The 24,147-nt window shown below is 46.7% G+C and carries 28 protein-coding genes and 1 other annotated feature; of the genes, 11 read left to right on the forward strand and 17 right to left on the reverse strand.

Features of this window, described 5'->3' with window-relative positions; genetic code table 11:
* Position 1: 1 nt before the first annotated feature.
* The 3 genes from FHS16_RS03795 to FHS16_RS03805 are packed head-to-tail and all read right to left on the reverse strand — an operon-like array spanning position 2 to position 3,766.
* A complete protein-coding gene (locus FHS16_RS03795) occupies positions 2-2,101 on the reverse strand; it encodes a peptidoglycan D,D-transpeptidase FtsI family protein (protein WP_183559035.1) in 2,100 nt (699 codons plus the stop codon).
* Positions 2,102-2,150: 49 nt separating this feature from the next.
* Positions 2,151-3,317, reverse strand: a complete 1,167-nt coding sequence (locus tag FHS16_RS03800; RefSeq protein WP_246431581.1) for a transglutaminase domain-containing protein — start codon at positions 3,315-3,317, stop codon at positions 2,151-2,153.
* On the reverse strand, positions 3,317-3,766 hold the full coding sequence (locus tag FHS16_RS03805; RefSeq protein ID WP_183559037.1) for a hypothetical protein: 450 nt from the start codon (positions 3,764-3,766) through the stop codon (positions 3,317-3,319). The genes FHS16_RS03800 and FHS16_RS03805 overlap by 1 nt, the downstream gene beginning before the upstream one ends.
* Positions 3,767-3,929: 163 nt before the next feature.
* On the opposite strand from FHS16_RS03805, the gene FHS16_RS03810 reads away from it, so the two are divergent.
* The 3 genes from FHS16_RS03810 (at position 3,930) to FHS16_RS03820 (ending at position 5,890) form a co-directional block, all read left to right on the forward strand.
* Complete coding sequence (locus tag FHS16_RS03810; protein WP_183559039.1) at positions 3,930-5,099, forward strand: MFS transporter; 1,170 nt, start codon at positions 3,930-3,932, stop codon at positions 5,097-5,099.
* 135 nt (positions 5,100-5,234) lie between these two features.
* Complete coding sequence (locus FHS16_RS03815) at positions 5,235-5,354, forward strand: hypothetical protein (RefSeq protein WP_183559041.1); 120 nt, start codon at positions 5,235-5,237, stop codon at positions 5,352-5,354.
* A 164-nt stretch (positions 5,355-5,518) separates the two neighbouring features.
* Entirely contained in the window at positions 5,519-5,890 is a 372-nt protein-coding gene (locus FHS16_RS03820; RefSeq protein WP_183559043.1) for a toprim domain-containing protein, read from the forward strand.
* Here the strand turns inward: FHS16_RS03820 and FHS16_RS03825 are convergent.
* Positions 5,887-6,495 carry an SCO family protein gene (locus tag FHS16_RS03825; protein ID WP_183559045.1) on the reverse strand — a complete coding sequence of 203 codons (609 nt, stop codon included), beginning with the start codon at positions 6,493-6,495 and terminating at the stop codon, positions 5,887-5,889. The two genes, FHS16_RS03820 and FHS16_RS03825, sit on opposite strands and share 4 nt — an antisense overlap.
* Before the next feature lie 24 nt (positions 6,496-6,519).
* A complete protein-coding gene (gene cyoE / locus FHS16_RS03830; RefSeq protein WP_183559047.1) occupies positions 6,520-7,413 on the reverse strand; it encodes a heme o synthase in 894 nt (297 codons plus the stop codon).
* Between the two features lie 216 nt (positions 7,414-7,629).
* On the opposite strand from cyoE, the gene FHS16_RS03835 reads away from it, so the two are divergent.
* A complete protein-coding gene (locus FHS16_RS03835) occupies positions 7,630-8,052 on the forward strand; it encodes a cell wall hydrolase (RefSeq protein WP_183559049.1) in 423 nt (140 codons plus the stop codon).
* Positions 8,053-8,088: 36 nt separating this feature from the next.
* Positions 8,089-8,640, forward strand: a complete 552-nt coding sequence (gene gerQ, locus FHS16_RS03840; protein ID WP_183559051.1) for a spore coat protein GerQ — start codon at positions 8,089-8,091, stop codon at positions 8,638-8,640.
* On the opposite strand, the gene FHS16_RS03845 is transcribed toward gerQ, so the two are convergent.
* Entirely contained in the window at positions 8,637-8,939 is a 303-nt protein-coding gene (locus FHS16_RS03845) for a hypothetical protein (RefSeq protein WP_183559053.1), read from the reverse strand. The genes gerQ and FHS16_RS03845 overlap by 4 nt on opposite strands.
* 88 nt (positions 8,940-9,027) lie before the next feature.
* On the opposite strand from FHS16_RS03845, the gene FHS16_RS03850 reads away from it, so the two are divergent.
* Positions 9,028-10,014: a metal-dependent hydrolase gene (locus FHS16_RS03850; RefSeq protein WP_183559055.1), complete on the forward strand. Its 987-nt coding sequence runs from the start codon at positions 9,028-9,030 to the stop codon at positions 10,012-10,014.
* A 263-nt stretch (positions 10,015-10,277) separates the two neighbouring features.
* Here FHS16_RS03850 and FHS16_RS03855 read toward each other — a convergent pair whose 3' ends face one another.
* On the reverse strand, positions 10,278-10,493 hold the full coding sequence (locus FHS16_RS03855; RefSeq protein WP_138754728.1) for an alpha/beta-type small acid-soluble spore protein: 216 nt from the start codon (positions 10,491-10,493) through the stop codon (positions 10,278-10,280).
* Between the two features lie 134 nt (positions 10,494-10,627).
* Here FHS16_RS03855 and FHS16_RS03860 point away from each other — a divergent pair, with 134 nt between their 5' ends.
* Positions 10,628-10,804 carry a DUF5325 family protein gene (locus tag FHS16_RS03860; RefSeq protein ID WP_183559057.1) on the forward strand — a complete coding sequence of 59 codons (177 nt, stop codon included), beginning with the start codon at positions 10,628-10,630 and terminating at the stop codon, positions 10,802-10,804.
* A 35-nt stretch (positions 10,805-10,839) separates the two neighbouring features.
* On the opposite strand, the gene trpS is transcribed toward FHS16_RS03860, so the two are convergent.
* The gene (gene trpS / locus FHS16_RS03865) at positions 10,840-11,829 is read right to left on the reverse strand and encodes a tryptophan--tRNA ligase (RefSeq protein WP_183559673.1); all 990 of its coding nucleotides are present in this window, start codon (positions 11,827-11,829) and stop codon (positions 10,840-10,842) included.
* Positions 11,830-11,892: 63 nt separating this feature from the next.
* Positions 11,893-12,153: a binding site (T-box leader), on the reverse strand.
* Between the two features lie 121 nt (positions 12,154-12,274).
* Between trpS and FHS16_RS03870 the strand changes: the two genes are divergently transcribed.
* Both FHS16_RS03870 and FHS16_RS03875 read left to right on the forward strand, forming a co-directional pair.
* The gene (locus tag FHS16_RS03870) at positions 12,275-13,294 is read left to right on the forward strand and encodes a permease (protein ID WP_183559059.1); all 1,020 of its coding nucleotides are present in this window, start codon (positions 12,275-12,277) and stop codon (positions 13,292-13,294) included.
* Positions 13,291-14,232 (forward strand): TIGR03943 family putative permease subunit, encoded by a 942-nt coding sequence (locus FHS16_RS03875; protein ID WP_183559061.1) that lies wholly within the window; start codon positions 13,291-13,293, stop codon positions 14,230-14,232. Before FHS16_RS03870 ends, FHS16_RS03875 begins: the two co-directional genes overlap by 4 nt.
* Positions 14,233-14,271: 39 nt before the next feature.
* Here the strand turns inward: FHS16_RS03875 and FHS16_RS03880 are convergent, their stop codons facing one another.
* A complete protein-coding gene (locus tag FHS16_RS03880) occupies positions 14,272-14,691 on the reverse strand; it encodes an O-methyltransferase (RefSeq protein ID WP_183559063.1) in 420 nt (139 codons plus the stop codon).
* Positions 14,692-15,197: 506 nt separating this feature from the next.
* Between FHS16_RS03880 and FHS16_RS03885 the strand changes: the two genes are divergently transcribed.
* The gene (locus FHS16_RS03885) at positions 15,198-16,460 is read left to right on the forward strand and encodes a methyl-accepting chemotaxis protein (RefSeq protein WP_376769652.1); all 1,263 of its coding nucleotides are present in this window, start codon (positions 15,198-15,200) and stop codon (positions 16,458-16,460) included.
* Between the two features lie 82 nt (positions 16,461-16,542).
* Here FHS16_RS03885 and FHS16_RS03890 read toward each other — a convergent pair whose 3' ends face one another.
* A complete protein-coding gene (locus FHS16_RS03890) occupies positions 16,543-17,346 on the reverse strand; it encodes a (2Fe-2S)-binding protein (protein WP_183559067.1) in 804 nt (267 codons plus the stop codon).
* An 89-nt stretch (positions 17,347-17,435) separates the two neighbouring features.
* The gene (locus FHS16_RS03895; protein ID WP_183559069.1) at positions 17,436-18,320 is read right to left on the reverse strand and encodes a fumarylacetoacetate hydrolase family protein; all 885 of its coding nucleotides are present in this window, start codon (positions 18,318-18,320) and stop codon (positions 17,436-17,438) included.
* 132 nt (positions 18,321-18,452) lie between these two features.
* On the opposite strand from FHS16_RS03895, the gene FHS16_RS03900 reads away from it, so the two are divergent.
* Positions 18,453-19,289: a polysaccharide deacetylase family protein gene (locus tag FHS16_RS03900; protein ID WP_246431582.1), complete on the forward strand. Its 837-nt coding sequence runs from the start codon at positions 18,453-18,455 to the stop codon at positions 19,287-19,289.
* A gap of 396 nt (positions 19,290-19,685) precedes the next feature.
* Here the strand turns inward: FHS16_RS03900 and FHS16_RS03905 are convergent, their stop codons facing one another.
* From FHS16_RS03905 to FHS16_RS03930, 6 genes are all read right to left on the reverse strand, one after another.
* Positions 19,686-20,342 (reverse strand): 3D domain-containing protein, encoded by a 657-nt coding sequence (locus FHS16_RS03905; RefSeq protein ID WP_183559071.1) that lies wholly within the window; start codon positions 20,340-20,342, stop codon positions 19,686-19,688.
* A gap of 128 nt (positions 20,343-20,470) precedes the next feature.
* The gene (locus FHS16_RS03910) at positions 20,471-21,271 is read right to left on the reverse strand and encodes a CAP domain-containing protein (protein ID WP_183559073.1); all 801 of its coding nucleotides are present in this window, start codon (positions 21,269-21,271) and stop codon (positions 20,471-20,473) included.
* 246 nt (positions 21,272-21,517) lie between these two features.
* The gene (locus FHS16_RS03915; RefSeq protein WP_183559074.1) at positions 21,518-22,204 is read right to left on the reverse strand and encodes a peptidoglycan recognition protein family protein; all 687 of its coding nucleotides are present in this window, start codon (positions 22,202-22,204) and stop codon (positions 21,518-21,520) included.
* A gap of 130 nt (positions 22,205-22,334) precedes the next feature.
* Positions 22,335-23,171 carry a DUF4097 family beta strand repeat-containing protein gene (locus FHS16_RS03920; RefSeq protein WP_183559076.1) on the reverse strand — a complete coding sequence of 279 codons (837 nt, stop codon included), beginning with the start codon at positions 23,169-23,171 and terminating at the stop codon, positions 22,335-22,337.
* On the reverse strand, positions 23,168-23,725 hold the full coding sequence (locus FHS16_RS03925; protein ID WP_183559078.1) for an HAAS signaling domain-containing protein: 558 nt from the start codon (positions 23,723-23,725) through the stop codon (positions 23,168-23,170). The genes FHS16_RS03920 and FHS16_RS03925 overlap by 4 nt, the downstream gene beginning before the upstream one ends.
* On the reverse strand, positions 23,722-24,042 hold the full coding sequence (locus FHS16_RS03930) for a PadR family transcriptional regulator (protein WP_183559080.1): 321 nt from the start codon (positions 24,040-24,042) through the stop codon (positions 23,722-23,724). Before FHS16_RS03930 ends, FHS16_RS03925 begins: the two co-directional genes overlap by 4 nt.
* Positions 24,043-24,147: the final 105 nt, after the last annotated feature.

A 24,147-nucleotide genomic window follows, 5' to 3' on the forward strand; every position in this document is an offset into this window, starting at 1 on the left:
CTTACTCATTCGTCTCATTAACCGCTACGTTTGTGGCATCGGTCGTAGCCGTATTAACCGTTGTGCCTGTGGTCCCTGCACTCTTTTCGTTATTGACCGTTTTATTCTTAGGCACCCCGTACAGTCCGACTTCCTCATTGTAGGCATCGAATATTTTGCGAGCGATTGGCGATGCTCCGTATGAGCCGAAGCCCCCGTCTGGAACGACAACGGCTACTGCAAGCTTCGGCTTGTCAGCCGGCGCGTATGCGATAAATACCGCGTTCTCTGCCGTACGCCCTTTTACGGATTGCTCGGAGGTTCCTGTCTTACGGCGGTAGGTATAATCAACGCCTTCAAAGCCTCCCGAGCTTACTTTGGACATGCCCGTCTCAATTTCGTTCCAATATTCAATGGGGAACTTGACTTCATTCAGAATCTCAGGCTTATAGCCCTGAATGACAGTTCCGTCCGTATTCTTAATTTCGTTGACGAATTGCGGTTTCATCCGCTTGCCGCGATTCGCCAGCATCGCAGCATACTGAGCTAGCTGCAGCGTCGTATAACGTCCCTGTTGGCCGAAGGACGCTTGGATCAATGCCGACTGCGCACTGCCGCTTTCAGATTCCTTGAAATACTCGATAATCCCTTTTGTTTCGTTAGGCAAGCCGCTGCCTGTCAATACGCCAAGCCCGAACTGCTTCATGTAGCTATCCCAAATCTCCACGCTGCTTTTCCCGCCAACCGATCCTCGCATGTAGAGTCTGTCCCCGACCATCGACGCCATGAACGGGTTTGAGGAGTGCTGAATCGCCTGAGCCCCGTCTATGTTGCCGTATACATGACCCTGCGAGTTCCGAATATAGGTCTCATATCCCTTCTTGCCATAAGAGAATAATCCTTTATCCTGGTATATCGATGAGGTCTTGAACAATTTCTCGTTCAAGCCGATAAGGACGGACAATGGCTTCATCGTTGAACCAGGAGGCAGAATTGAAGATGGATGCTCGTTGCGCTCCTCCTCCGTATACTTGCCATAAACGGTTCGAATCGTTCCGTTCGACAGAACGTTCTGGAAGTTCTCATAATCCTCCGGACTGATTCGCCCGCCTGACCATATATTCGGATCATAATCCGGCATGCTCGCCATCGCTACGATTTTACCGGTGTCTACTTCCATTGCGACAGCGAAGCCGGTTTGGGCGTATTTTGCCCGTTCAAACTTATTTGTTGATGTCGTAATTGTTTTCAATTGATCCATGATAGCTTGCTCTGTCTTTAGCTGCACATTTTTATCGATGGTCAGATAAATGTCGGAGCCTTTTTGCGGATTCGTAATTTGCATTGGGCCAATGATCCGTTCCGCATTGTTGACCGGATACGTCTTTAAGCCGTTTGTTCCCCGCAATACGTCCTGATACATGAACTCTAGACCATCCATGCCAACATCCTCTTCTTCCAAGTACTGAAGCGTCGCATCTTCCTCTGTCGTTTTCTCCTTATAGAAATCGACCGTTTCACGGACACCCTTGTATTTCTTCAGATAGCCAACCAATTGAACCGCAATGGAGTCTGTGCTATAATTCCTGACGCTTTCCTCCATAATATCGATTCCCTTGAATTCGGTACGGTTCTCCATGAAATACGCGATTTCTTCATTAGTTAAACCGGACTTGATCCGTCTTGGCGTAGAAATATTGTTGCGCTTGAAGTCCAAATCCATCTGACGAATAATATCATCAACCGTCATCGCCTTGGCCGGATCGCCGTATTCCGTAAAAACCTCCAGCAGCTTCGCGGCCATCTCTTTCGCGTTCTCTTTCGCATCCGCGAGCTTAAGCTCCGGCTGTACGCTGAAATAGATCGACTGCGTTGACGTCGAGTAAGCAATCTCAACGCCGTTGGAATCATAGATATTGCCGCGTATCGGCGGTATCTTCACACTGCGGGTTGATTTGTCAATCCCCTCCGCGCTAAGTGTAGGACCCTCCACAAACTGTAGAATGGCTAATCGAACGATTAATACGCTAAACAATGCAAAGGTTACGAAAAAAAATAAGTTCAATCGAAATGAAAAATGGCGCCTGTTAATAATTTCCCGCTTCTGCGGATCATCCTGCATGTTGAATCACCTCATATTCCCATATTAAAATTGCCGCTCTCTAAGCAGGCTATGCTTCCCTGATATGGGTTTCATCGAATCCTGGCGGGTTAAACCAGTCCCCCGCATTCGCCCATGTAGCATCCAGCGGAATCCAGCTGTCATCGCCGGCTCCGATACGCACCTCATTCCAAGCATGCGGACCAAAGCCTCCAGACCCGTCAGCCCCCATTCCCGTTACAACCCGCACCTCGAGACCAACGGACCTTGCCATCACAGCATACAAGCGAGCTATATCTATACAGACGCCTTTACGCGTATCAAATGTTTCGGGAGGGTTTTGTTCCTTCCAAATGCCTTGCTCCTCATAATTGCGGGCTTTGTCATAGTCATAGGCTATTCTTTTTCCTAGCCATTCATACAGGCTTCTTGCCTTTGCCTCATCCGTCTGCGCATCCTTCGTTACATAGACCGCTGCCTGCTCGATCTTTGCAGGAATGGCATAATCAATCATTTCGTATTTGCGCTGCAAAATTTGCTTGAACTGCGCTTCGACTGCCTCGGTAAACACAGGTCCCTGTCCAGTGAGGACGTCTCCGGCAACCGGGCTTAACCAAGCAGCAGCTTTGCTGTAGACCTGCGAATTGGATATTTGTTCGACATACCAGCCATTAGGCATTAGCGACACATAAACGAAGAGCAAAGCTACGAATACAAAGGATCGTCCGGCCCCGTGAATAGCGCCTAGCACTGCACCTACTGCACGGCTGGCTTGTTTCTGGCCGCGTATATCGGCTAGCGGCTCTTCCTTGCTCCTGCTGCGCAGCATGCCCTCTACTGTACGATCTGCCAAAGGCTCGATTAGTGCAGCCAGTGCGCGCAGCAGCAAATAGCTGAGCAGAAACATAACCGCATAGCGGAGCAACGCGAAATCTCGCAAGCTCGTTACAAGCGTATACCAAGCTTGCTCTATTCCGCTCAGCTCTTGCTGCGGGACCTTTACCGCGCCAGTCAGCCACTTGGCCGCAGCAGGCGACAATCGATTCGTAAGCTGAGCAGAAAGCACGAGGCAAACCGCAATCACGATGCCCTCCCATACAAAAAAGAAGAGGCGCTTCGCTGAACCAGACGCGCCTCTTCTCATCCCTTGCACTAGAGAGCCAAGCAGCAGCAAAAACACAATAACGCCAACAGGCTCCAGCTCATTCAATCGTTGTACCCAGCTCGCCATAAGCATTATCCGTTCTGCTTCGCTTGATCGATGAGGGCTTGAATCGTGCTGTCAAGCTTCCATTTGCCGAGCTCCGTTCCGCGAAACGAAACGGCGACCTCTTTGTCGCCCGGCACGCCGGTCAGCTCTAGGTTTTTGGTCTTTACCGTAAACGTACCGTCCGCATTCGTAACAAAGGTTGCATCCTTTGCTTCGCCTACCATGGCATTCACGGCTTCCTGCTTGACCGTATCCGCCACCTTGGTGCCGATTTCCTTCAGGTCGTCCATGCTATAGCCGCTGTATACAATGATTCCGATTATAATGACCGCAGCAATTGCCCATTTGATAACGGTTTTGACGACACGGACAATAAGTAGCAGCACAATAAGCGCAATAACAAGCACGAGCCAATGCTCTTTGAAGAAAGCCGTCCATGTGTCCCAATCATACGTCGAAAAATTCAAAAAATCCAAGTTGCCATCCCCTCCATTATACCTCGTACAAAACCTCATTACAAAATATTATAACCTACAGATTATAGGGCGTAAACGCTTGCTCTCTTTTTCAGCAGACATATCCTGTCCAACTAAAACGTACAAGTATATAAGTGAGTAATTGGCTAGGAGGGGAAGCCCTGTGAAAACCGCAATTTGGCTTTATTTATTTTTGTTCGTCGCTTTTTTCGACCTGCACGCGCAATACCCGATCTTGACGCCATTCGCCATATCGCTTGGCGCTGCGCCTTCCTTTATTGGATTGATGATGGGCATGTACTCTATCACGCACCTGCCCGGCAATTTAATAGCGGGCTTCGGCGTTGACCGATACGGCAGTCGATTCTTTATCGTGTTCAGCCTAATGGCAGCCGGAATCGTACTCTTATTCCAGTCACATGTCACTAATCCTTGGCAGCTGCTGCTGCTCCGCTCCATAAGCGGCTTCGTGCTCGCCTTCCTGTCGCCCGCCTGCTTATCCTTGCTTGCCAAAATGACTACCGACCGCACACAGCAAGGCAAGCTCATGGCCGGGAACGGACTCGTCCATACGCTCGCATCCGTTGTTTCTCCAGCTGCTGGCGCCTATCTGGTTGCCAAAATCGGCTTTGCGACTGCCTTCACACTGCTTGGCTGGATTCTTATCGTCACTTCCGTCTGTGCTGTTTTCTTCATTCGCGATGCACGCGCAGGCAGCGCTCAAACTGCCGTACCCGATGCAGAGCAGCAGCCAAAGGAGAAACTAAAGCTTCCTTTGAAGCAGCCGGCATCGATCCCTTGGCTCGTCTTTCTGCTGCCGGTAGCGATAAGCTGCGCGCAAGGGATTCTATCGTTCGAGCTCCCGCTGCTTGCCAAGACCAAGGAAGCAATGATGACGACAGGACTTTTATTCTCCGTAGTCAGCATCGGAGCGCTCGTTACGCTGAGCATGCTTTTCCTGAACCGCGTACCCGCTTACCAACGGACACTTTGGGGTTCTTTATTTCTTGCCATCGTCTATTTCGGAATAGCCTCCCAAATACCGGCTCCGCTTACGCTTATGCTGCTTTTAGTCGGCATGGCTAAAGGCGTCATACTGCCGGCGCTCTCTACGTTATTGATCGAGCTTAGCGGAGGAGCTCGCTACGGAAGAACCTTTTCTGTTCTATCGATCGCGTTCTCAATTGGCGCCTTTATAGGCCCGATGGCTGCAGGTCAAGTACGTGATCATCTATCCCCTTATTACATCGCATTCATCGCTTTAATGATCGCCGTCACGCTTTTGCCGCTGCATATTTCACGTTCGATCCCCTCGCGCACCCATTTTTCATAGGCATGGGTGAATGCACAGGGCTAATTCCTCCCCGCCACATATCATACATTATGGCAAATGACCAGCCGGTACACAGCCAAAGCAGGCTGATGGCTATCATCGCTCTCAAGCAAATGAAACGGGGTGACACCATATATGTCTGGAAATGTAGGCGGATTGAATCAAGGTTGCGGGCACAACGGCCACTCGAATATCGGCATCATTCTCGTACTCTTTATCCTGCTCGTGATCATCGCATGCACATGCATGTACTAGGTTGAAATCAAAAACAGCTGACCAGGATACCATCCTGGTCAGCTGTTTTTCTTTTTTATCCTTACCAAATCTTTTATCTCATGATCTCGGTAAAATGATAATAAGGTGGTAAACTAGGCGTAACGCTTCTGCTCCGCTTTAACTTTCATTCGAGGTGATGACAGATGGAAATAGCCATTATTGTAGAAGGAAAAAACGATAAATCGAGATTAAGACGCGTCCTAGGCGAAGAGGTGCGCATTTATTGCACGTTCGGCACGCCCGGCTCCGATCAGCTTGATAAGCTGCGCAGACAGGTAGGCCATGATCAAGCTTACATATTTACGGACAATGATTCCTCCGGAAAGCGGATCAGGTTCCTGCTCCGGGACGTATTCCCGGATGCCGAGCATATCTATACTCGCAAAGGCTATTCAGGCGTAGAGCATACCCCGCTTGAATATTTAATTGAGCAATTAGAAAAAGCGGGACTCGATGCGCATATTAATTATGCTGCGCTGAGTCCCGCTTCGGTATGGAGCAAGGATGAATTTTAGAGAATCTTATTAAGCTCGTCAACGATGCTCTCTGCCGTTAAATCCTCTGAGCTTCCGTTGATCCATTTGCGAATTTGTCCATCCTTATCCACGATAGTGATAACGTTCATATGCGTATAAGAGCCGTCTTTTTCTTTGATGACAGCGACGCCAAAGTCCCTCGCCAATTGAAGCGTACTCGCCTCTTCATCTCCGCGCAGGAAATGCCAGCTGCTTGTATCGGCGAAATGCCGCTTAGCAAAGTCCCGTATCGCGTCAGGCGTATCGCGTTCTGGATCAAACGTAATGGAAATCAGGTCGGCGCTTTTGCCAAGCTTGCCTTCTGCTTCAAGCTGGTCTTGAACCTGCGAGAGCAGGAAGGTAGTCGGAGGACATACATCCGGACAATTCGCAAAGTAAAAATAAACGATCCGCGCTTTGCCGTTTGTCGACTCCAGCGATACCGGCTTCCCGTCAATATCGTTCATTTCGAAAGCCGGGGCAGCCTGCAGCACAGGCAGTGTCTGTTTCGGCTGCATGCCGTAAGTTATAAACAAATAAATACCCATTGCCGCGCATAGCGCCAGCACTGCAATTTTGAAGCTATGCTTCTTTACAAAAGCCACGTTGTTCACTCCCTGTACGAATGACTATGATCCTGTCGTATTCAGAATCATAACAATGAATATAACCATTAAGTAATTGACCGATATAAGAAAATTCGTTTTTGCCCACTTTTCCGTATCCTTGGCGCCTGTCCCGCGGAGCGTATGGACGAGCCACAGCAAACCAACCACAACCGAAATAATCAAGAAATAGATGCCCACATACCCATACGTATAAAACATAATACTAGCCGGAAGCAAAAGCACGATATAAGGAATCATTTGCAGCTTAGTCCGTTTAATCCCTTTCACGACAGGCAATAACGGAAATCCGGCTTCCCGATATTCCTCCACTCTTCGAATCGCAAGCGACCAGAAATGTGCAGGCTGCCATAGAAACAATAACGCGAACAAAATCCAGGCGCCGGCATCGACTTCATTCGTAACTGCGCAGTATCCAATTACAGGAGGCATGGCTCCTGATATCCCACCGACCGAAGTACTCCATGTAGACGTCCGTTTCAACCACATGGTGTAGATGACGATGTATACAAACCATCCGAGCAAGCCGAGCCAGCCCGACAATGAGTTCACGAGCAGGAACAACACGGCTAGACCAACAACTCCGAGCACGATGCCGTAAGCAAGCACGGTTCCCGGCTGCATGCGGCCAGTCGGCAGCGCCCGGTCCTTCGTGCGCTCCATTTTCAAATCAAGTTCCCTGTCCCAATAATTATTAATGACAGTAGCCGACGCAATCGTCAACGTTGAACCGATTAGCGCCCATATAAGCAATAGGAAATCAATATCCCATTTGGAAGCAACCAAGAAACCACCCAGCGCAGCGAACACGTTAAGTCGAAGTAGCCGCGGTTTTGTTAATGCAATTAAGTCTTTCAGCACGAAGCGAGCCTCCCGAGTTTTGCGACAAGACGCCATGCGGCATCTATCATCCATTAATGAACCGTTCTTAATCATACCGAAAAAAAGGAGCTGTGACAACGTTCGACGGGTTTGTTCATCATTTTGCCACGCAAATTGTGACAAATCATTTAGTAACCTTTTGGGTAGGCGCCGAGTACACTGTCTATGTAGTTAGATGCCCATTCAAAGCAAGTTCTCAAAGCTAGCGAAGGGAAGTGAACCGTCAAGTCTATGGCCGTCATTAAAACGAACTCCGAGGATACGAAGATGCTCGCCAGGCTCATGCGAGCAGAGGCAGAAGGCGAAGGCGAGCTTGGCATGCTGATGGTCGGCAATGTTGGAGTAAACCGCATACTCGGCAACTGTCTCGATTTCAAAAACATCCGTTCCATTCCGCAAATGGTCAATCAACGGCCAGGCGGCTTCGAAGCTACGGTAAAAGGCTACTTCTACCAAAGCGCGCGCGATAAGGACATCCGCTTAGCCAAACGAATCATTAATGGAGAACGACAGCACCCGGCGTCCAATGCGCTTTGGTTTTTCCGCCCGGCAGGCAGCTGCCCAGATACATGGTGGGACCAGTCCAACAGCGGAAGATATAAAGCGCATTGCTTCTTCATTCCGACGCGCGGCGACTGTCCAGCAGTTTATTAATCCTATTTCTAATGTGTGAAAGTGAGGAAATTCAACATGTCTAACGGTTACGGCTACAAAAATCCGGTAAGTCCAGCAAATACGGGCAGCTACCCAGGTTACGGATATGGAGGTTATGGCCACTATGGATATCCAATGGCTGCTCAGCCTATGGCGTTCCCTGCCCAGCTTCCGACAAATATGCAGGTGCAAGGCGCACAAATGCAAGCTCCTCCTAACGTTCCGAGCGGCGCATTCGTTACGCCTGCCGGCGGCAACATCGTTACCCTTCCAGCCGTTGAGGAATCTTACGTTGAGAACATTCTTCGTTTAAACCGCGGCAAAATGGCAACCTTCTATATGACATACGAGAACAACCGGGAATGGAACGCCAAAATTTTCAAAGGCGTAATTGAAGCCGCTGGGCGCGATCATATCGTAATCAGCGATCCAACAACAGGTATGCGTTACTTACTCTTAACGCTCAATCTAGACTACGTGACTTTCGATGAGCCTATCGCTTATGAATATCCGTTCCAAGGCAGTGTCGTAAGCTCATCCACGCCGCTTGGAATGGCCACCCTAGGTACCGTTAATTCTAGCCGTTAACCGCAATCCGGCTTCTTTGGATAAACAGACTTAAAGGTCCACACATGCAGCTTCGCCTGTCCGCCAACAATATAGCTTGAAACTTGTGACCAAGAAGAACGCTCGCTGCAGCGTTCTTTTTTGATTTGTTCCGCCTCAGCGGATGTGGCTGCATGCCATACTTCTACAAATAGATTCGGCTGATCCGTTCCTTCATATAAATACATATCCTTTTCATGCTGAAGCAGCTTATTCGTCAGTTCAAGAAATGGAAGGCGGCTCTCCTCTGCAATACGGTATTCCGCAAAACAAATGTACATGCTTGTCATGTCTCCTTTTACTTACATTGATAAAGTTCCCCTGAACCGTCGATACTACACCTAATCATTCATTATGGGAGGATTCGATATGGATACTGGAACACATCTTGTCATGGGCATTGGACTTGCCGGTCTGGCTGCGATTGACCCCGTAGTTGCAGGGGATCAGACGATTCATACTGCCGTATTGCTCGGGACCGTTATCGGATCGCAAGCGCCTGATCTGGACGGCTTGCTGCGATTGAAAGGGAACGCCGTTTATGTCCGCAACCATCGCGGCATTTCCCACTCGTTGCCCGCAATCGCGATTTGGACGCTCCTCATTACCGGCATACTCCAACTTTTTTATCGCGGCAGCCTTCCTTGGCTCCATGTCGGAGGGTGGATACTGCTCGCCGTATGCGTACATGTCTTCACTGATTTGTTCAACACTTACGGCACGCAAGCGATGAGGCCTTTTACGGATAAGTGGATTTCTTGGAATATCATCCATATTTTTGATCCAATCATCTTTACCGCCCATGTCATAGCTATTTTACTTTGGGCAGGCGGCTTCGTAAATCCTGCCTTCGTTTTTCCACTCATGTACGCGTTTCTGACTATTTATTTCGTATGGCGGACTTTAACGGCAAGAAGCACTGTACAGCGGATGAAGAAGCTGGACTCCGAATATGAAACGGGTGACGTATATATCGCCATACCGACCATTTCTTTAACGATCTGGAACGTAGTAAAGCAGTCGCAAGACGGCGGTTTCGTGATAGGCAATTTACGGAATGGCAAGCTGACATGGCTGGACCGCGTGAAATGCTCGAGCCACCCCGCCGTTGCCAAATCCAAAAACGATCCGGCCATACGATCGTTCCTTTATTTCACAAGCTTTGCTTGCGCCGATGTGCGCGAGCATCAATGGGGCTATGAGGTAAGATGGTGTGATGTTAGATATCGGCATCGCAAGCAATATCCGTTTGTCGGAGTTCTGCTTATGAACAAAAATGACGAAACGATCGGCTCATATGTGGGCTGGCTCAGCGATGAGCGATTGATGAAACGATTGCGGATGGACACCTATTAACGCATCATGGACGAAAGCTCCTGCTGAGAAAGCACGGAGCTTTCTTTTTTTGTCAAAAAAAGAGAAGCGCATCTCTATTCCACCTGTGATAAAATAAGGCATAACGCACAAGCGTAAACGGCTGTCGCCGTCCTTGTGGCAAAAGCAGTCGTTTCGCGGAGATATATAAGCACATTTATATGTAAAACCATTTAAATGCTTATATAGTTAAAAAGCCCAAGGCAAGCCTTGGGCTTCAATTCATCATTGTGTATTAGAAACGATTAACGGGAACCGCCAGAAAGCTGTTGTTCAGCAATTTGGACTAGCTTTTTCGTAATGTAGCCACCTAGGGAGCCAGCATCACGCGTCGAAACATTACCGTAGTAGCCATCTTGAGGAATTTGCACGCCGAGTTCTTGTGCTGCCTCAAGTTTCAGTTGTTGTATAGCTTGGTTTGCTTGTGGAACAACAAGTTGATTGCTTCTGCTTCCTGCCATAATGTATTTCTCCTTTCGTCCTCTGCACTTTGATGTGTGTTGCAAGCTTGCAAGCTTATTATGTGCACTGCTTCGGAAACTATTCTTAAACAGAAAAAAATATATTGATGATTTGTTAAGGAGAGAAACTCACCGTGTCTAAGCCTCTTTCTTTGTTTTTTTCCGTGGTTGCTATTTTATTTATGAGCGCAATGGCAGTCTCCATTAGCTATAGCGGCTGGCTTGTGCTGTTATTTGGGCTGCTGAGCCTCTTTACGATTGGGGCAGGTTTTATTGTAAAAGCCCGTTTACGTAGAAAAAACCAGGGTTGACGCGATGCGTCCATCCTGGTTTTTCGTTTCACTGACTACCCGCGAGGAGAAAGAAAGCCCATCAGCTCTTTCACGTCAGCAAGCGTACGGTCTGCTATAACAGAAGCTCGTTCAGCGCCCTTTTTAAGAATCTCATGAATTTCTCCTGAGCTGCGAATTTCATGATATCTGGCTTGCAGCGGCTCTATTACGGATACAACGTGTTCGGCAAGTTCCTTCTTGAACGGTCCATAGCCTTGACCCTCATAACGAGCCTCTACCTCTTCTATGCTCATATTCGCGCAGTGCGAGTAAACACTCATCAAGTTGCTGATTTCAGGCTTATTTGCTGGATCGAATTTCACTTCACGGCCGGAATCGGTCGTCGCTCTGCTAATCTTCTTGCGGATGACATCCGGCGGATCGAGCAGGGCAATAAAGCTTCCGACATTCGGATTGCTTTTGCTCATCTTCTTGCTTGCATCGTCAAGCGACATAACGCGCGCGCCAACCTTTGGAATATAAGGCTCCGGAATAGTGAAGTATTGACCAAACCTCGTATTGAATCGATGAGCCAAATCTCGTGTAAGCTCCAAATGCTGCTTTTGGTCATCCCCAACCGGAACGAGATCCGCATTGTAAATCAAAATGTCTGCAGCCATCAGCGTCGGATAGACGAACAATCCCGCGCCGACCGAATCCTTGCCAGACGATTTATCTTTGAACTGCGTCATTCTCTCCAGCTCGCCCATATTGGCTAGCGTCGTTAACAACCATCCTAGCTCTGCATGCGCGCGGACATGCGACTGGACGAACACGTTCGCTTTGAGCGGATCAATGCCGGCAGCTATAAATAAAGCGGCTACCGCCTCGGTCTGCTCTCTAAGAGCTGCAGGCTCCTGAGGAACCGAGATTGCATGGAGGTCGACTACCATAAAAAAACATTGTTCCGTATGCTGTAATTTCACGAAGTTTTGCATCGCGCCGATGTAGTTGCCTAGCGTAAGCTGGCCGCTCGGTTGTATGCCTGAAAGGACCTTTTTCATCATATACCAACCTCTTTCCCAATTCATTTTTTGGCTATAAAAAAACGCAAAAAATCCCCCGCCGCAAGGGACGAGGGACCGTGGTGCCACCCTAATTCGCTGATGGTACGCTTTATCAAGAAACAAGCGTTGTCTGGTACCCATAAGCCTTCTTGCTCCATAACGGGGAGCGTCCGTACAAACATCTTCGGCTTCATCTTCTGCCGGCTTCCGTTCATAGGCTCCGGGGTCCATTCTGCATCGAAGCTTGCACCGGTTCGCAGCGACCACCGGCTCTCTGTGCGCAAGTCATTCAAGCTTACTTATCCCCATCATTGCATTTAAGACGATTATACCTAGGATATTTACAAAGTCAAGTCATGAAATAGTTGTCCTATTGTCGTATTCTCCAGCATAAGCTATACTGGTAATCGTAATCCTTACAAAGAAGAGAGGATACTGAATCATGTTGAAATTTTTATTCCGCTTTGGTACACCGCTGCTTGGCGTAGGCTGCCTGATCATGCTTGCGTTAATCGTGACCAACCGTGAATGGCCAACGGAGCTTCTAAATGCTGCCAACCTGCAATCCTTTAAAATATTATTTATCAGCATTATTTTAGAAGCATTTCCATTTATCCTGCTTGGCGTTTTATTCTCAGCTTTGCTTCAAGTATTTGTAACCGATGAACTCATTCAAAAATTCACACCTAAAAATCCGATTGCAGGCGTTCTTTTTGGTGCATTGCTTGGCATTTTGTTTCCGTTATGCGAATGCGGAATGATCCCTGTTGTCAGGCGCTTGATTCGCAAAGGCATGCCGGCTTATATTGGTATTGTTTATCTACTCGCAGGGCCTATCGTCAATCCTATCGTTTATGCCTCGACCTTCACTGCTTTCCGGACGAAGCCTGAAATGGCTTATTCTCGAATGGGACTAGCCTTCGCGATCGCTGTTATCGTCGGCCTGCTGCTCTATAAGTTCATGAAAAAAAGTCCGCTCAAAGCAACGCCTGCTCTACATATGGCTCATCATGGCCACTCCCATTCACACGACCACGGCGCACATCACAAAGGGTTTAAGGGTCGTGTTGCCTCGATACTGTCTCATGCTTCAGACGAATTTTTTGAGATGGGCAAATATTTGATTTTTGGCGCTTTATTGACCGCAGTAATTCAATCCGTGATTGACCGCAATACGTTGGCCGCTTTTGCCGACCAGCCTGTATTCTCCTATATCTTCATGATGGGATTTGCCTTTATTCTCTCGATTTGCTCGACATCCGACGCTTTTATCGCGTCATCCTTCAGCGGCATGTTTGATTTCGGACCACTGCTTGCTTTTCTTGTCTTCGGACCCATGATAGACCTTAAGAACACGCTAATGTTACTGACTACATTCCGTGTTAAATTCGTACTTATCCTTATTGCATTAACTGCTGCGCTGACCTTTATCGGCGCAGTGATTACGGAGGCGCTATTATGATCCATCATTTAATTCGAGCAGCTATTCTAACCGGCTTTGCCATGTTCATCGTCTACTTGGACCGGACCGGCGAAATGATGTTGTACATTGCGCCAAGAATGGAGCTTTACGTCAAGCTTTCAGCTCTCGGCCTTTACGCAGCAGCTATTTACCAGATCTATGCCGCGCTTCAGAAGCGAATGGGCAAGCAGGCTCCTGATTGCGATTGCGAGCATGAGCCCTCACCCTCCATAATCAAAAATGTGCTCATTTACGGTCTATTTGTTTTCCCGCTGCTGCTTGGCTTCCTCATCCCTACCGGAACGCTTGGAAGCGCGCTTGCCTCCAAAAAAGGAATGAGTCTATCAGGCAGCGCAAGCATCGAACGCACTGACAACACTGCCTCGCCAGAGCTTGATCCTTCAGAAAGCCAAGGGCTCAATGCCGATGCCGATACCAAGGCAGCAGCGCAGTCTCCTTCTAAAGAAGAAAATGCTAAAGCAGAAAGCGGCATCGATGCTCTATTTCCATATGACGAGTATACGGAGACGCACGCTGCATACGGTAAGAAACTTTACGAGCAGGCGCTGATCAGCGTGCCTGAGAAGCAATTTATTGAGACGCTTACCACGCTTGATCTTTACCGAGAAGCTTTTATTGGGAAAGAAGTTGAAATAACGGGGTTTGTTTACCGTGAAGAGGATATGGGCAAGGAACGCCTGGCTATCAGCCGCTTCGCCATGAACTGCTGCTCGGCAGATGCACTGCCATACGGTTTGATGATTATCTGGCCCAAAGCGCTTGATTACGTTGAAGACGAATGGGTTACTGTTAAAGGAACGTTAACCACCTCAACATATATGGACAACGAAATTATTACATTGGATGCCATTAAGATGGAGAGAGTCAAAGCTCCTGAATCGCCATATGTGTACCCCGATCTTGATTTCGGCCTATAGCAAAGAAGAAAAGCTGACGATTGCCGTCAGCTTTTTCTTTTATTCATGTGACTGTCTATTGTTATCCCATAAATCATTTCGTTTCGGATAAAAGCGTGAGTTCCAATTAGCCATATTGTAATTAGATTCGAAAAGAATGCTGGCTGACCATGAATTTGAACTTGGGCGAACAGAGAAATCATATAAAATCTCACCGTGCGTCCATTCCTTCCTGAATTTCAGCGATTCAATTGCCATTTGCTTAAAAGCCTGTACTTGCAAGGATGAGAGCCCCTTGTCCTCAACCTCGAACTTTCCGTTCTTGCTTTCAATGGGATGGTGCCTAATACCGAACTTCCCAACTGCGTTGTTTCTGATATGTATCAATACTGTTCCTGCAGTGGCATTAGTCAATTCCCCCTCGAGCTGGCGAAAAACAAATTCCACTTGGCGTGCGAGCGATGCTGAATCCGTATGCATACAAATTTTCCTCCTTTATGAATTATTAGGTATGAGTTACCATTTAGGTCTCGCTTCATATTATATAGTTCTTTTCTATCATTTACAATATATTATTTTACATTATTTTTAATTAAATGATACTATTCGACTTTAATTTTATTTTAATATGTTATTTTATTACATAATAAAATAAACAACGAGTGAATATCAAGTCGTCGTGCATAGAATTACCTATTCAGTTCATCGATAAGATAATACTGCTGTTTTACTGCAGCAATTATGCTTAAACTTAGGATAATAGGACCACATCGATAGATTTAACATTAATTATAAAATTAATTTCCGATTACCTGTAATGGTATCATTTTCTAATTGTTATCACACCGAAAAAACGTTTGGTATTTTCCGAAAAGCCGCTTGCGTGCTTCAATTATTTATATATTTTGCAAATCGACAATTATAGACCAATTTCGCATCGGGTGCTATAATATGGATAATCTAATAAAAGGAGCGCTTACATAATGATCCAATGGTACTATTCGCTTTCTGTGCGCAATAAGCTGCTAATCACTTCTTATTTGAATTTAGCGGTGTTCGCCCTCATTATGCTTATCGTTTTATCCGTATCAGGCGGCTCGCTTGTTGCAGGAATTATCGTCACAATCATTATGGCAATCGCTACGCTCCCGCTCGTTTCCTTTATTGAGAAATCGATTAACAACTCCTTCGATGAGATTAAAGGAACAGCTCTTCGTATTTCGAAGGGTGACTTCACGCAAAAAATTGATACAACCTCATCCTCAGCATTAGGTGAGCTAGGCCATTCCTTTAACAGCATGATAGACAAGCTTCGTGACATACTGACGGAAACATCCAATATTATCCGTCATGTATCCGATACGAGTCACAGCATATTCGATAAAAATAACAATATCCAAATCGCGATGCAGCAGGTAGCGGCCTCCGCCAACGAACTTGCTACTGGAGCCAACGAAATATCAGAGGACGTCTCCGATATGAGTGAATCCATCACGGAGATCGAAGAAAAAGTTTCTGATTATGCGACCTCGACGAAAGAAATGAATACCCGCTCAGAGCAAACGCTGCAGCTCGTAGACAAGGGCATGAAGGCGCTCGATGTTCAAGCTGAAGGCATGCGCCGAAACGTCGAAGCTACCGAGAAAGTATCCGCTACAATCGAGGACCTCGCTCGCAAAGCGCGGGGAATCAGCGCCATTACGACGACGATATCTGATTTGGCTGAACAAACGAATCTGCTTTCCCTGAATGCTTCGATCGAAGCAGCAAGAGCAGGTGAGCACGGCCGCGGATTCGCCGTTGTTGCTCAAGAGGTACGCAAGCTTGCTGAGGAATCCAGCGCTTCCACCAAGCAGGTTTTCAATCTTGTGAAATCCATCGATGAAGGTATTAAGCATACGATCAGCAATATGAAAACAAACGAAGAGGTTGTAAAGCTGCAAACCGAGCATATTAAAGAATCTGAGGTTGTTTTTACCGAAATCGTACAGAGCGTTCAATTTATTACGGACAAAATATTTGTTTTCTCTCAAGAAAGTGATGCAATGCTCGAGAGCGCACGCAAAATTTCTGGAGCAATTCAGAATATCTCAGCCATTACGCAGCAATCCGCAGCAGGCACAGAACAGGTATCCGCTTCCATGAACGAGCAAATCGCTTCCGTCCAAGCGGTCGTTGAGGAAACGGAGCGCATGCGTACAATGGCTGCCCAGCTTCTAAGAACTATCAATGTTTTCAAAATGAAATAAGCATCTCCACATTAGAAAAAGCCCATCGTCTAATCCGCAGCAATGCGGGTAGATGATGGGCTTTTACCTTATAGAGCCACGCTTACGCTTGCTGCTTGGCTCTATATTCCAAGCGGCGCTCTTCGCGCTCGCTTTCCTTGATTCTAGGACAGCTATAGCAGTAATATCCGCCTTCAACATGATAATACAAACAACAGGATGATTTCAACCGCATTTGTTTGTCCGGACTGTCCAAAGATTCGGTCATGCGAAACTTTACGTTTAGCGGGTTTTTATTGCGCCCGAAGACTGCTGGATCAAGCGACTTCACAAGCTCAAAATTCCGCTCCGCCTTTTGCTTGACCTGCTCGGTCTCATTCATAACCATTAACCGATCGTAACCATAGGCAAGCGAAGTAGGCAATTGCCCCCATAACATACCGACCTGCAATGTACCCACCGTAGCAATGGACTCAAATACAGGCAGTACTGTGTTTTCGAAGAACCCAATAATTTTGTCCTTTACCCATTCATCCTGCGTGTGCTCAGGTGCCGACTCCAAAGCGGAATCATTTAGATACAAATTAGATGCTACATACTCATGTCCGTTATAATCAGCCATATAAATTTGAACAGTTAGATTAGTCAAGGATAAGTTCAATGTTTTGTCCCAAGCTGAAAGCATGTAGAGCAATCCTAACATCGGTCCGCGAAACCAGCCTGCCGCATACACCTCCGCTACAGATGGGTCATTGCCCTTCAAGATCGGATTGTACAGCTTCAAAAACGATCTCATTTTCTCCTCGTCCAGAAGCTCCGATACAGGGCAGCTAAAAATAGGATTTTCATGTTTACTGAACGTTAAATCAAAGTTGCTCTCCAGCAATTCCAGCATGGCTTCATTCATTGATGCGCTCGTCCCCTCATAACAACCCAATTGCAAGCATTATTCATTATTCTTATTATACAAGACTCGATAATGATTATCAATTACAATTAAGTCATTTGAACCGTTAGCTTTCCAAGCTGCTCAATGGCTACCTCAACTAAGTCGCCTGTCTGCAAATAAACTCTTTGATCACGCGGATAGCCAAGTACCACACCTTCAGGCGTACCTGTCAGTATGATATCGCCAGGCACAAGCGTCATATGCTTGGATACATAGCTGATAATAGCACTGCACGAGAAAATCATATCCGATGTGTTCGAATTTTGTTTTTGTATCCCGTTCACACTGCAAGAAATCGCAAGGTTATCAGGATTATCCACCTCATCTGCTGTAACGATATAAGGCCCGATTGGTGCAAAACCGTCACAGCTTTTCCCTAGCATCCACTGTGAGGTTCTCCGCTGCAAATTGCGTGCAGACAAATCGTTCGCACAGCTGTAGCCATATACATAATTTAGCGCATCTGTCTCTTCAACATTTTTAGCCGTTTTTCCGATAATAATAGCCAGCTCCGCCTCATAATCCACCTCATCGCTAGTCAATGGAAGCTCGATATGATCACCATGTGCGCTTAATGCATTCGCGAATTTGTTGAAAAGTATAGGCGAAGTCGGGATCTCAGCTTTCGTCTCCTCAGCGTGCTTGCGGTAATTCAAGCCAACGCAGATTATCTTTTGCGGCCGAGAAACTACGGGAGCAAATGCAAGGATCGCTTCATTCAAAACATAAGAGGGACTGTTCTGTGTTAAAGCAGCCGCACAAAGCGTCTCCAGCTGCTCTCTTGCAGAATCCCCGCCTGCAATAGCAGACTCCATTGTGAATGGAACAGAAAGGTCAAGAGCCTCTGATGCTGCTTTTACATCCACAACGCCAGCTTCCGTTTTCATACCTAATCTTATTTCGTCAAAATACTTAAACTGCATTAATTTCATTGTATTACCTCCCTTATCCAGCTTCTTTCATCTTAAGCTTCTCTTATTTACCTGTAAAGCGCATGAAAGTTTCGCACAAGGGTACAATAGCGGCACAGTTAACTTACACTCGATTGCGGGGAAGGTATCACGATGCATAAAAAAAGTACAATCAAAGGACTGCCTGCAGCAGGAATTGCTCTGCTTGCGATGCTGCTGCTTGGAGCAACGACCGAATCAAACGCTTATTCCGCAAGTAATCTGCAAAATACTTCGCAAGAAGAAGCGCGGCTGCCGCAGAAAGAAAAAAAGAAACGGCGTGCCGAATCCATGTCTTGGGTGAAGCTGCACCAGCAGTATCCAACCTCTTTTCTTCTGAACGGATCACGTCAATCCAAACGTATAGCCCTCACATTCGATGATGCACCAGACTCTAAATATACGCCGCTTATATTGGATGTGCTAGCCAAATATGATGTTTGTGCTACATTCTTCATCGTCGGTAACCGCGCTGCCAAATATCCGGCAATCGTGAACCGCATACATAAGGAGGGGCATATCATTGGCAATCACTCTTATGATCATGCCGTATTATCTACCCTGAACCTAGCGAGCTACCAAAAGCAAATTTGGCGAACGGATGCCATCATACACCATATCATCGGATACTCGCCTCATTTCATTCGTCCGCCTTACGGCGAGCTGCTGCCGCAGCAGGTCAGATGGAGCAAGTATGCAGGCTTCTCGATCGTTAATTGGGATGTAGATTCCGTCGATTGGAAGAACAACCCCAGCAGTGCTTTAATTATGAAGAACATAAAAAAAACGCTTCAGCCCGGATCTATCATTCTACAGCACGCTGGAGGCGGAATTAATCAGAACCTTTATGGTACGGTGAACGCATTGCCCAAGCTAATTCTCCTTCTGCGCAGCAAGGGGTATGAGCTAGTAACCTTGCCAGAGCTGCTGGGACAACCTGCTGCACGATAAACTGCTGCACGATAAAAAAAAGGGGCTGTCCCATAAGTCAGTCATTAAACGATGGAATATCCCCTTTGTTATTTAGGCTAAACAGCAAACAGCATATAAACTGCACATTTAAATATTCTTCCAATCGCCACTGCTTAGGGATTCCTGTGAATCAACGAGGAAAGGTTGGCATCCCTTCACAAATACGACCGCTGACGATTCTCCAAAATCATATAAATGCTTCCTTTACCATTAACTTGTTCTACATATACAAACAAAACTGTCCTTGTTAGATTGGAAGACCACCCTTTTGCTGAAGAAAGCAGCAAATGACCAAAATCAAAAAAGCGGTACAGGGATAGCCACCTGCACCGCTTTTTATGGGATTTTACTCTTAATTTGATTGTGCGAGCTGTTCTATTCAAGGATAAATACTTTGACGTCTTGGAAGCCAAATGACTTGGCTTGACTGGTCACGCCAGGTACGAAAATATCGATCCGATTGCCATTAATCGAACCTCCGATATCCGTAGCGGTCGCGACCATCCCGCCTTGTGGCAGCCCGTTGTAGTCATAGCCCGTAACGTATAGCTTCGTTCCCAGCGGAATCATTTTCGGGTCAACCGCAATTGTTCCGACCTTAAGCTTATCGCCGAAATAATCAACAGCTCCCCATTTGCCATTCTCTGAAGCTGCAGCAGTATATGCTGTTGCTTGAACGTTTATCGATTTGGAGTAAGCGTATTCTTTCCCGTTTATCGCCGTTATCGTCTGAGCAGATGCATCCTCAGTTGCTTTCATGGCAACTGTCTTTTGGACTGCCCCTGCGGCAGCCGCTGCTTGCTTCGCAGCTACTGGTATATTCAGCTTCAATCCCTTATATATATTCTGCGAATTAACCTTTGGGTTAGCTTTCATCAGCGCATCCACGGAAATGCTATATTTCATGGAAAGCTTCCAGAATGTATCATTGTCAGTCGTTGTATGTGTTTTTGAAGCTGCATCCACAGTGCCAGCCGCCATCATAACGGATAATCCAATTACGGCTGCTGCTAAAGTACGTCTTTTAAACATGCGGTAAATCCTCCTGTGCGTCCCCGAAGTTTCACAACTTCGAGAGCGTTATTGATAAAGAAGGCCAAGGGCGGCAGCCGCCCTCAACGAATTGCTGAAACCTGTTTTTATCTTGCTTCTTGCTCGAACTAGCCGATAAACATTTGCACCCATTCACCATTTACATATCCAACACCGATTTTAGTAAAGTTTTTGCTCAGAATGTTCGCCTTGTGACCAGCACTATTCATCCAAGCCGTCATTACGTCCTGTGGCGTTTTTTGACCCGAAGCAATATTCTCGCCAGCATAAGAATAAGTTACGCCGTAAGAACGCATCATATCAAAAGGCGAGCCGTATGTCGGAGAAGTATGGCTGAAGTAATTGTTAACATCCATGTCTCTTGCTTTCTCCGTTGCAACTTTCGTCAGCAAAGCGTCGCTTTTCAGAGCGGATAGTCCAGCTTTTGCACGTTCTTGGTTAACGAGGGCAATGACTTGCGATTGTATAGCAGTCAAGCTCGTTGAACCTGAGCCTGTGTTTCCAGTTGTCGAACCACTGCCCGAGTTGCCTCCAGTCGTATTGCCTGTCCCAGTACCAGGCTTCGTTACCGTACCTGTTCCGCTTCCAGTGCCTGTCCCTGGCTTCGTTACCGTGCCAGCACCTGTACCGGGTTTTGTTACCGTACCAGCACCTGTGCCAGGTTTTGTTGTTCCTGTTTGGCTGCCAGTCGGCCATTTAATTGTACCACCGTTCAAAAACTTGCTAATGTCTACTCCGTATCTATCTGCGATCTGCTTAATCGTATCTTGACTGATCGTAATGGTTTGAAAGTTGGAGTATGTTTTCACAACCGGTGCTGCACTTGCTGATGGAGCTGTAAATCCTGCGCCGATTACCGTTGCTGCGATTATACCTGCGACACCTACGCGAATGGGTTGCATCTTCATGAATAATTCCTCCTAGAATAAGATAAGTTTTTATACAAAAGCGACATGCGCTTCCTGCTGAATCCCAGCAGCGCATTCGTTTTGTTTGCGTGTTGTTCTTCCCGACGCCACTTATCTTACCATGGGGTTTTGGCCGATTCATGACACAAAAACTGGTAATCATATGAAAACAGACCGCAATACTGCACCGCTGCTGCTTTATGAGAATATGCTCATCAGCTGATTTGGCGCTGATTTGGCGCCTATTTAAAGCTGTCCGCTTGCTTTTCTGAGCTCGTTGGCCAAACGATGAATCTCTTCTCGTTCTGCTTTCGTTGAAGCTGCAAACCAAGCCGGAGACAACCATGTCGAAATGATTTTGTTTGCATCGGTAGGGCTCATATCGATATCCCTCCAATCACGAACGAGCTCCAGAAACGAGGCTTTGTTAACCGAGCTGCCTGGGCATGTTTTGGCAGGATTCATTTCGCGGTGGAATTTAATTTGGGATTCCGGCAGCTTCCATTCCTTTGCAATATGGCTTGTCAGCTTAACGGCTGTGGCAAGTTGAGCCCCTTCGAGCTTCTCTGCTCCCACATCAAAGTTTCCGATCATCTCGAACATGAACGGATGTGTACGGTCATTGTCTGAATCATTATAGCCAACCGCAGAGGCGGGAGCTTCAAGCAGCGAGCGGCCCTCCCATATATAACCATCCGGATCGATCGTCGCATGCTGGGCAATATCTCCCCAATTCTGCGTAACAGCGTGAAAGCGCCACATCGCTTGAATAATTTCCACCTTGTCCGATGCTCTGCGATAATCTGCAATCGTTGGCTTCCACGTGCCATGTACATGAATCTGCGAAAACTTAACTTTCGTTATAAAAGGCTTCAAATAAGATACATATTCCGCATAAGTAAACCTACGGAAGTTTTTGCGTTCGACAGCCATCTTGCATCCCTTCCCTTCGGATTAACCGTTGCTATAGCATATGCTGCAAATCGAATACCCGAGACGGCGAGCATACAAAAAGCAGGCTGTGAACAATATTGTCCAAAGCCTGCTCTTATGTTTTATGTTCTTAACGGTTTCCTAGCTTAATATTTCCGGTATCCGATTCTATGCTGATTTTGACATCGCCTGAACCGATAGAGCGTTCTACCGTGTTGCCGGACTCCTTGTCAATTTCAAATCCCGACCAATCGATTTGGCTTCTTCCTGTATCTTTTCTAATTTTAATCAATGCTGATTCCGGTTGTTTGTCGACGTTAACCGTTATATTGCCTGTATCTGTATTGAAGGACACGTCACTTTGCAATTGAGCGGCTTCCAAACGGATATTTCCGGTATCTGTCTCGCCTTTGATCGGCCCTTCTCCATCCGTGAACGTCGCGTTTCCTGTATCGGTATCGAATTCGATCTGCTTGAAGCTGTAATTGGAAATGTTCAAATTTCCCGTATCCGCTGAGAGGAGAAGCTTGTTGCCTTGGATTTGGTCGATATCAATCTTACCCGTATCCGACTCCACATCGAAGGTATCCCATATTTTATCAGGCAGTTCAATAGTCATTTTAAGGTTTACGATCGAGATGCCAAAATTAAAGCCGTTTTTCGTATCACCGACGATATATAGCGCATCTCCCTTTTTATCTGCTTTGAAAATAATTTTATCTTTCAGCTTTTTACTAACGTTGCCTTCAAGCTTCATCTTTACGTCCTGCGAATCACTGTGTACGAAAGTAATATCAAAGGTATCTGTCTCCGTATGGATGGACCTGATATCGGATGCATCCACCGTGATTTCATCCGTATAGGTATCCCCTTTAAACTTAATCAAGTCGTTTTCATTAAAAACGAAAAACGCGCAGATGATACCGATTCCTAGCATAATGATCGCAACTGCAGCCAGCTTCTTCATTTGTTATGCCCCTTTACCATTCTTGTGTTGAATTTCAAATATTTTAGCGTCATTTTATAGAAGGAAGCCGTCAGCGCCTTTAATCCAATGAAAAGCAGAATAGCAATCGCGGTTGTAATGATACTTACAGTTAAGGCTTGTGGCATGCTGAATGTCTCATTCAATAGGCTCTCAGCAATGACCGCTAAGCCTGCAAGGCCGATGGATGCCGCAACCGCCCATAGTGCTAGAAGGACCGCTGCTAACGCAAGGTAAGGACCCAATATGAAAATAATATTGAACAAGCCGAGGCTCACCGTGGCGAACACCGCTTTGGATAGTTTCCCGAAGCTGCTGGTGCTCTCTGCCTGGTCTACGCGATAGCCTAGTAATATTTCGTTTGCGATCAGCTTAGGATCCCCGAGCTCAAGCGCTGCATCCTCCTCGCTCTGTCCGTTCTCAACCGCTTGCTGAAAGTGAATATAATAATCGTACAGCCATTCCTTGCGCTGCGGCTCCGGGATAATAGTAAGCATGCCTTCCAGCTCCAACATATATCGATCTCTCGTCGTCATGGCTTCAAACCTTCCTCTATAATTTCATTTACGGACTGAGTGAAGCTTTCCCATTCGGCAATCAGTCTGCGCATGTGGCTCCAGCCTTCTTGCGTCAATTGATAATATTTGCGAGGCGGTCCTTCATTGGATTCTTTCAAATAGGTCGAGAAATATCCGTCCTGAGTCAATCTGCTGAGCAGCGGATAGACGCTGCCGACGGCTACCTCGAACTTCTCGGATATTTTGACAGCAAGCTCATATCCATAACGGTCGCCCCTCGTTGCCAGCACCAGAACGCATATTTCCAGCACGCCCTTTTTAAATTGGATGTTCATTCCTTGTCCTCCGTAAGCGAACTACCGGAACATTCGCTTCAAAATAACTAATATAATGCATCACTTACTATTCATCAATACAGCATAGTTGGTTGCGGTTGTTTT

Origin of the sequence: Paenibacillus endophyticus (genome assembly GCF_014192395.1) — a bacterium.
Lineage (GTDB): Bacteria > Bacillota > Bacilli > Paenibacillales > Paenibacillaceae > Pristimantibacillus > Pristimantibacillus endophyticus.

Coding starts and splice junctions, on each gene's coding strand:
- cyoE (WP_183559047.1), bottom strand. CDS start 7,413: ATGGCGTCTTGTCGCAAAACTCGGGAGGCTCGCTTCGTGCTGAAAGAC.
- FHS16_RS03875 (WP_183559061.1), top strand. CDS start 13,291: ATGATCCATCATTTAATTCGAGCAGCTATTCTAACCGGCTTTGCCATG.
- FHS16_RS03895 (WP_183559069.1), bottom strand. CDS start 18,320: ATGAAATTAATGCAGTTTAAGTATTTTGACGAAATAAGATTAGGTATG.
- FHS16_RS03855 (WP_138754728.1), bottom strand. CDS start 10,493: ATGGCAGGAAGCAGAAGCAATCAACTTGTTGTTCCACAAGCAAACCAA.
- FHS16_RS03850 (WP_183559055.1), top strand. CDS start 9,028: ATGGATACTGGAACACATCTTGTCATGGGCATTGGACTTGCCGGTCTG.
- FHS16_RS03880 (WP_183559063.1), bottom strand. CDS start 14,691: ATGCATACGGATTCAGCATCGCTCGCACGCCAAGTGGAATTTGTTTTT.
- FHS16_RS03920 (WP_183559076.1), bottom strand. CDS start 23,171: ATGAAGAAGCTGGCTGCAGTTGCGATCATTATGCTAGGAATCGGTATC.
- FHS16_RS03815 (WP_183559041.1), top strand. CDS start 5,235: ATGTCTGGAAATGTAGGCGGATTGAATCAAGGTTGCGGGCACAACGGC.
- trpS (WP_183559673.1), bottom strand. CDS start 11,829: ATGAAAAAGGTCCTTTCAGGCATACAACCGAGCGGCCAGCTTACGCTA.
- FHS16_RS03845 (WP_183559053.1), bottom strand. CDS start 8,939: ATGTACATTTGTTTTGCGGAATACCGTATTGCAGAGGAGAGCCGCCTT.
- FHS16_RS03890 (WP_183559067.1), bottom strand. CDS start 17,346: ATGAATGAAGCCATGCTGGAATTGCTGGAGAGCAACTTTGATTTAACG.
- FHS16_RS03930 (WP_183559080.1), bottom strand. CDS start 24,042: ATGAACATCCAATTTAAAAAGGGCGTGCTGGAAATATGCGTTCTGGTG.
- FHS16_RS03835 (WP_183559049.1), top strand. CDS start 7,630: ATGGCCGTCATTAAAACGAACTCCGAGGATACGAAGATGCTCGCCAGG.
- gerQ (WP_183559051.1), top strand. CDS start 8,089: ATGTCTAACGGTTACGGCTACAAAAATCCGGTAAGTCCAGCAAATACG.
- FHS16_RS03905 (WP_183559071.1), bottom strand. CDS start 20,342: ATGTTTAAAAGACGTACTTTAGCAGCAGCCGTAATTGGATTATCCGTT.
- FHS16_RS03900 (WP_246431582.1), top strand. CDS start 18,453: ATGCATAAAAAAAGTACAATCAAAGGACTGCCTGCAGCAGGAATTGCT.
- FHS16_RS03795 (WP_183559035.1), bottom strand. CDS start 2,101: ATGCAGGATGATCCGCAGAAGCGGGAAATTATTAACAGGCGCCATTTT.
- FHS16_RS03800 (WP_246431581.1), bottom strand. CDS start 3,317: ATGCTTATGGCGAGCTGGGTACAACGATTGAATGAGCTGGAGCCTGTT.
- FHS16_RS03925 (WP_183559078.1), bottom strand. CDS start 23,725: ATGACGACGAGAGATCGATATATGTTGGAGCTGGAAGGCATGCTTACT.
- FHS16_RS03910 (WP_183559073.1), bottom strand. CDS start 21,271: ATGAAGATGCAACCCATTCGCGTAGGTGTCGCAGGTATAATCGCAGCA.
- FHS16_RS03915 (WP_183559074.1), bottom strand. CDS start 22,204: ATGGCTGTCGAACGCAAAAACTTCCGTAGGTTTACTTATGCGGAATAT.
- FHS16_RS03870 (WP_183559059.1), top strand. CDS start 12,275: ATGTTGAAATTTTTATTCCGCTTTGGTACACCGCTGCTTGGCGTAGGC.
- FHS16_RS03820 (WP_183559043.1), top strand. CDS start 5,519: ATGGAAATAGCCATTATTGTAGAAGGAAAAAACGATAAATCGAGATTA.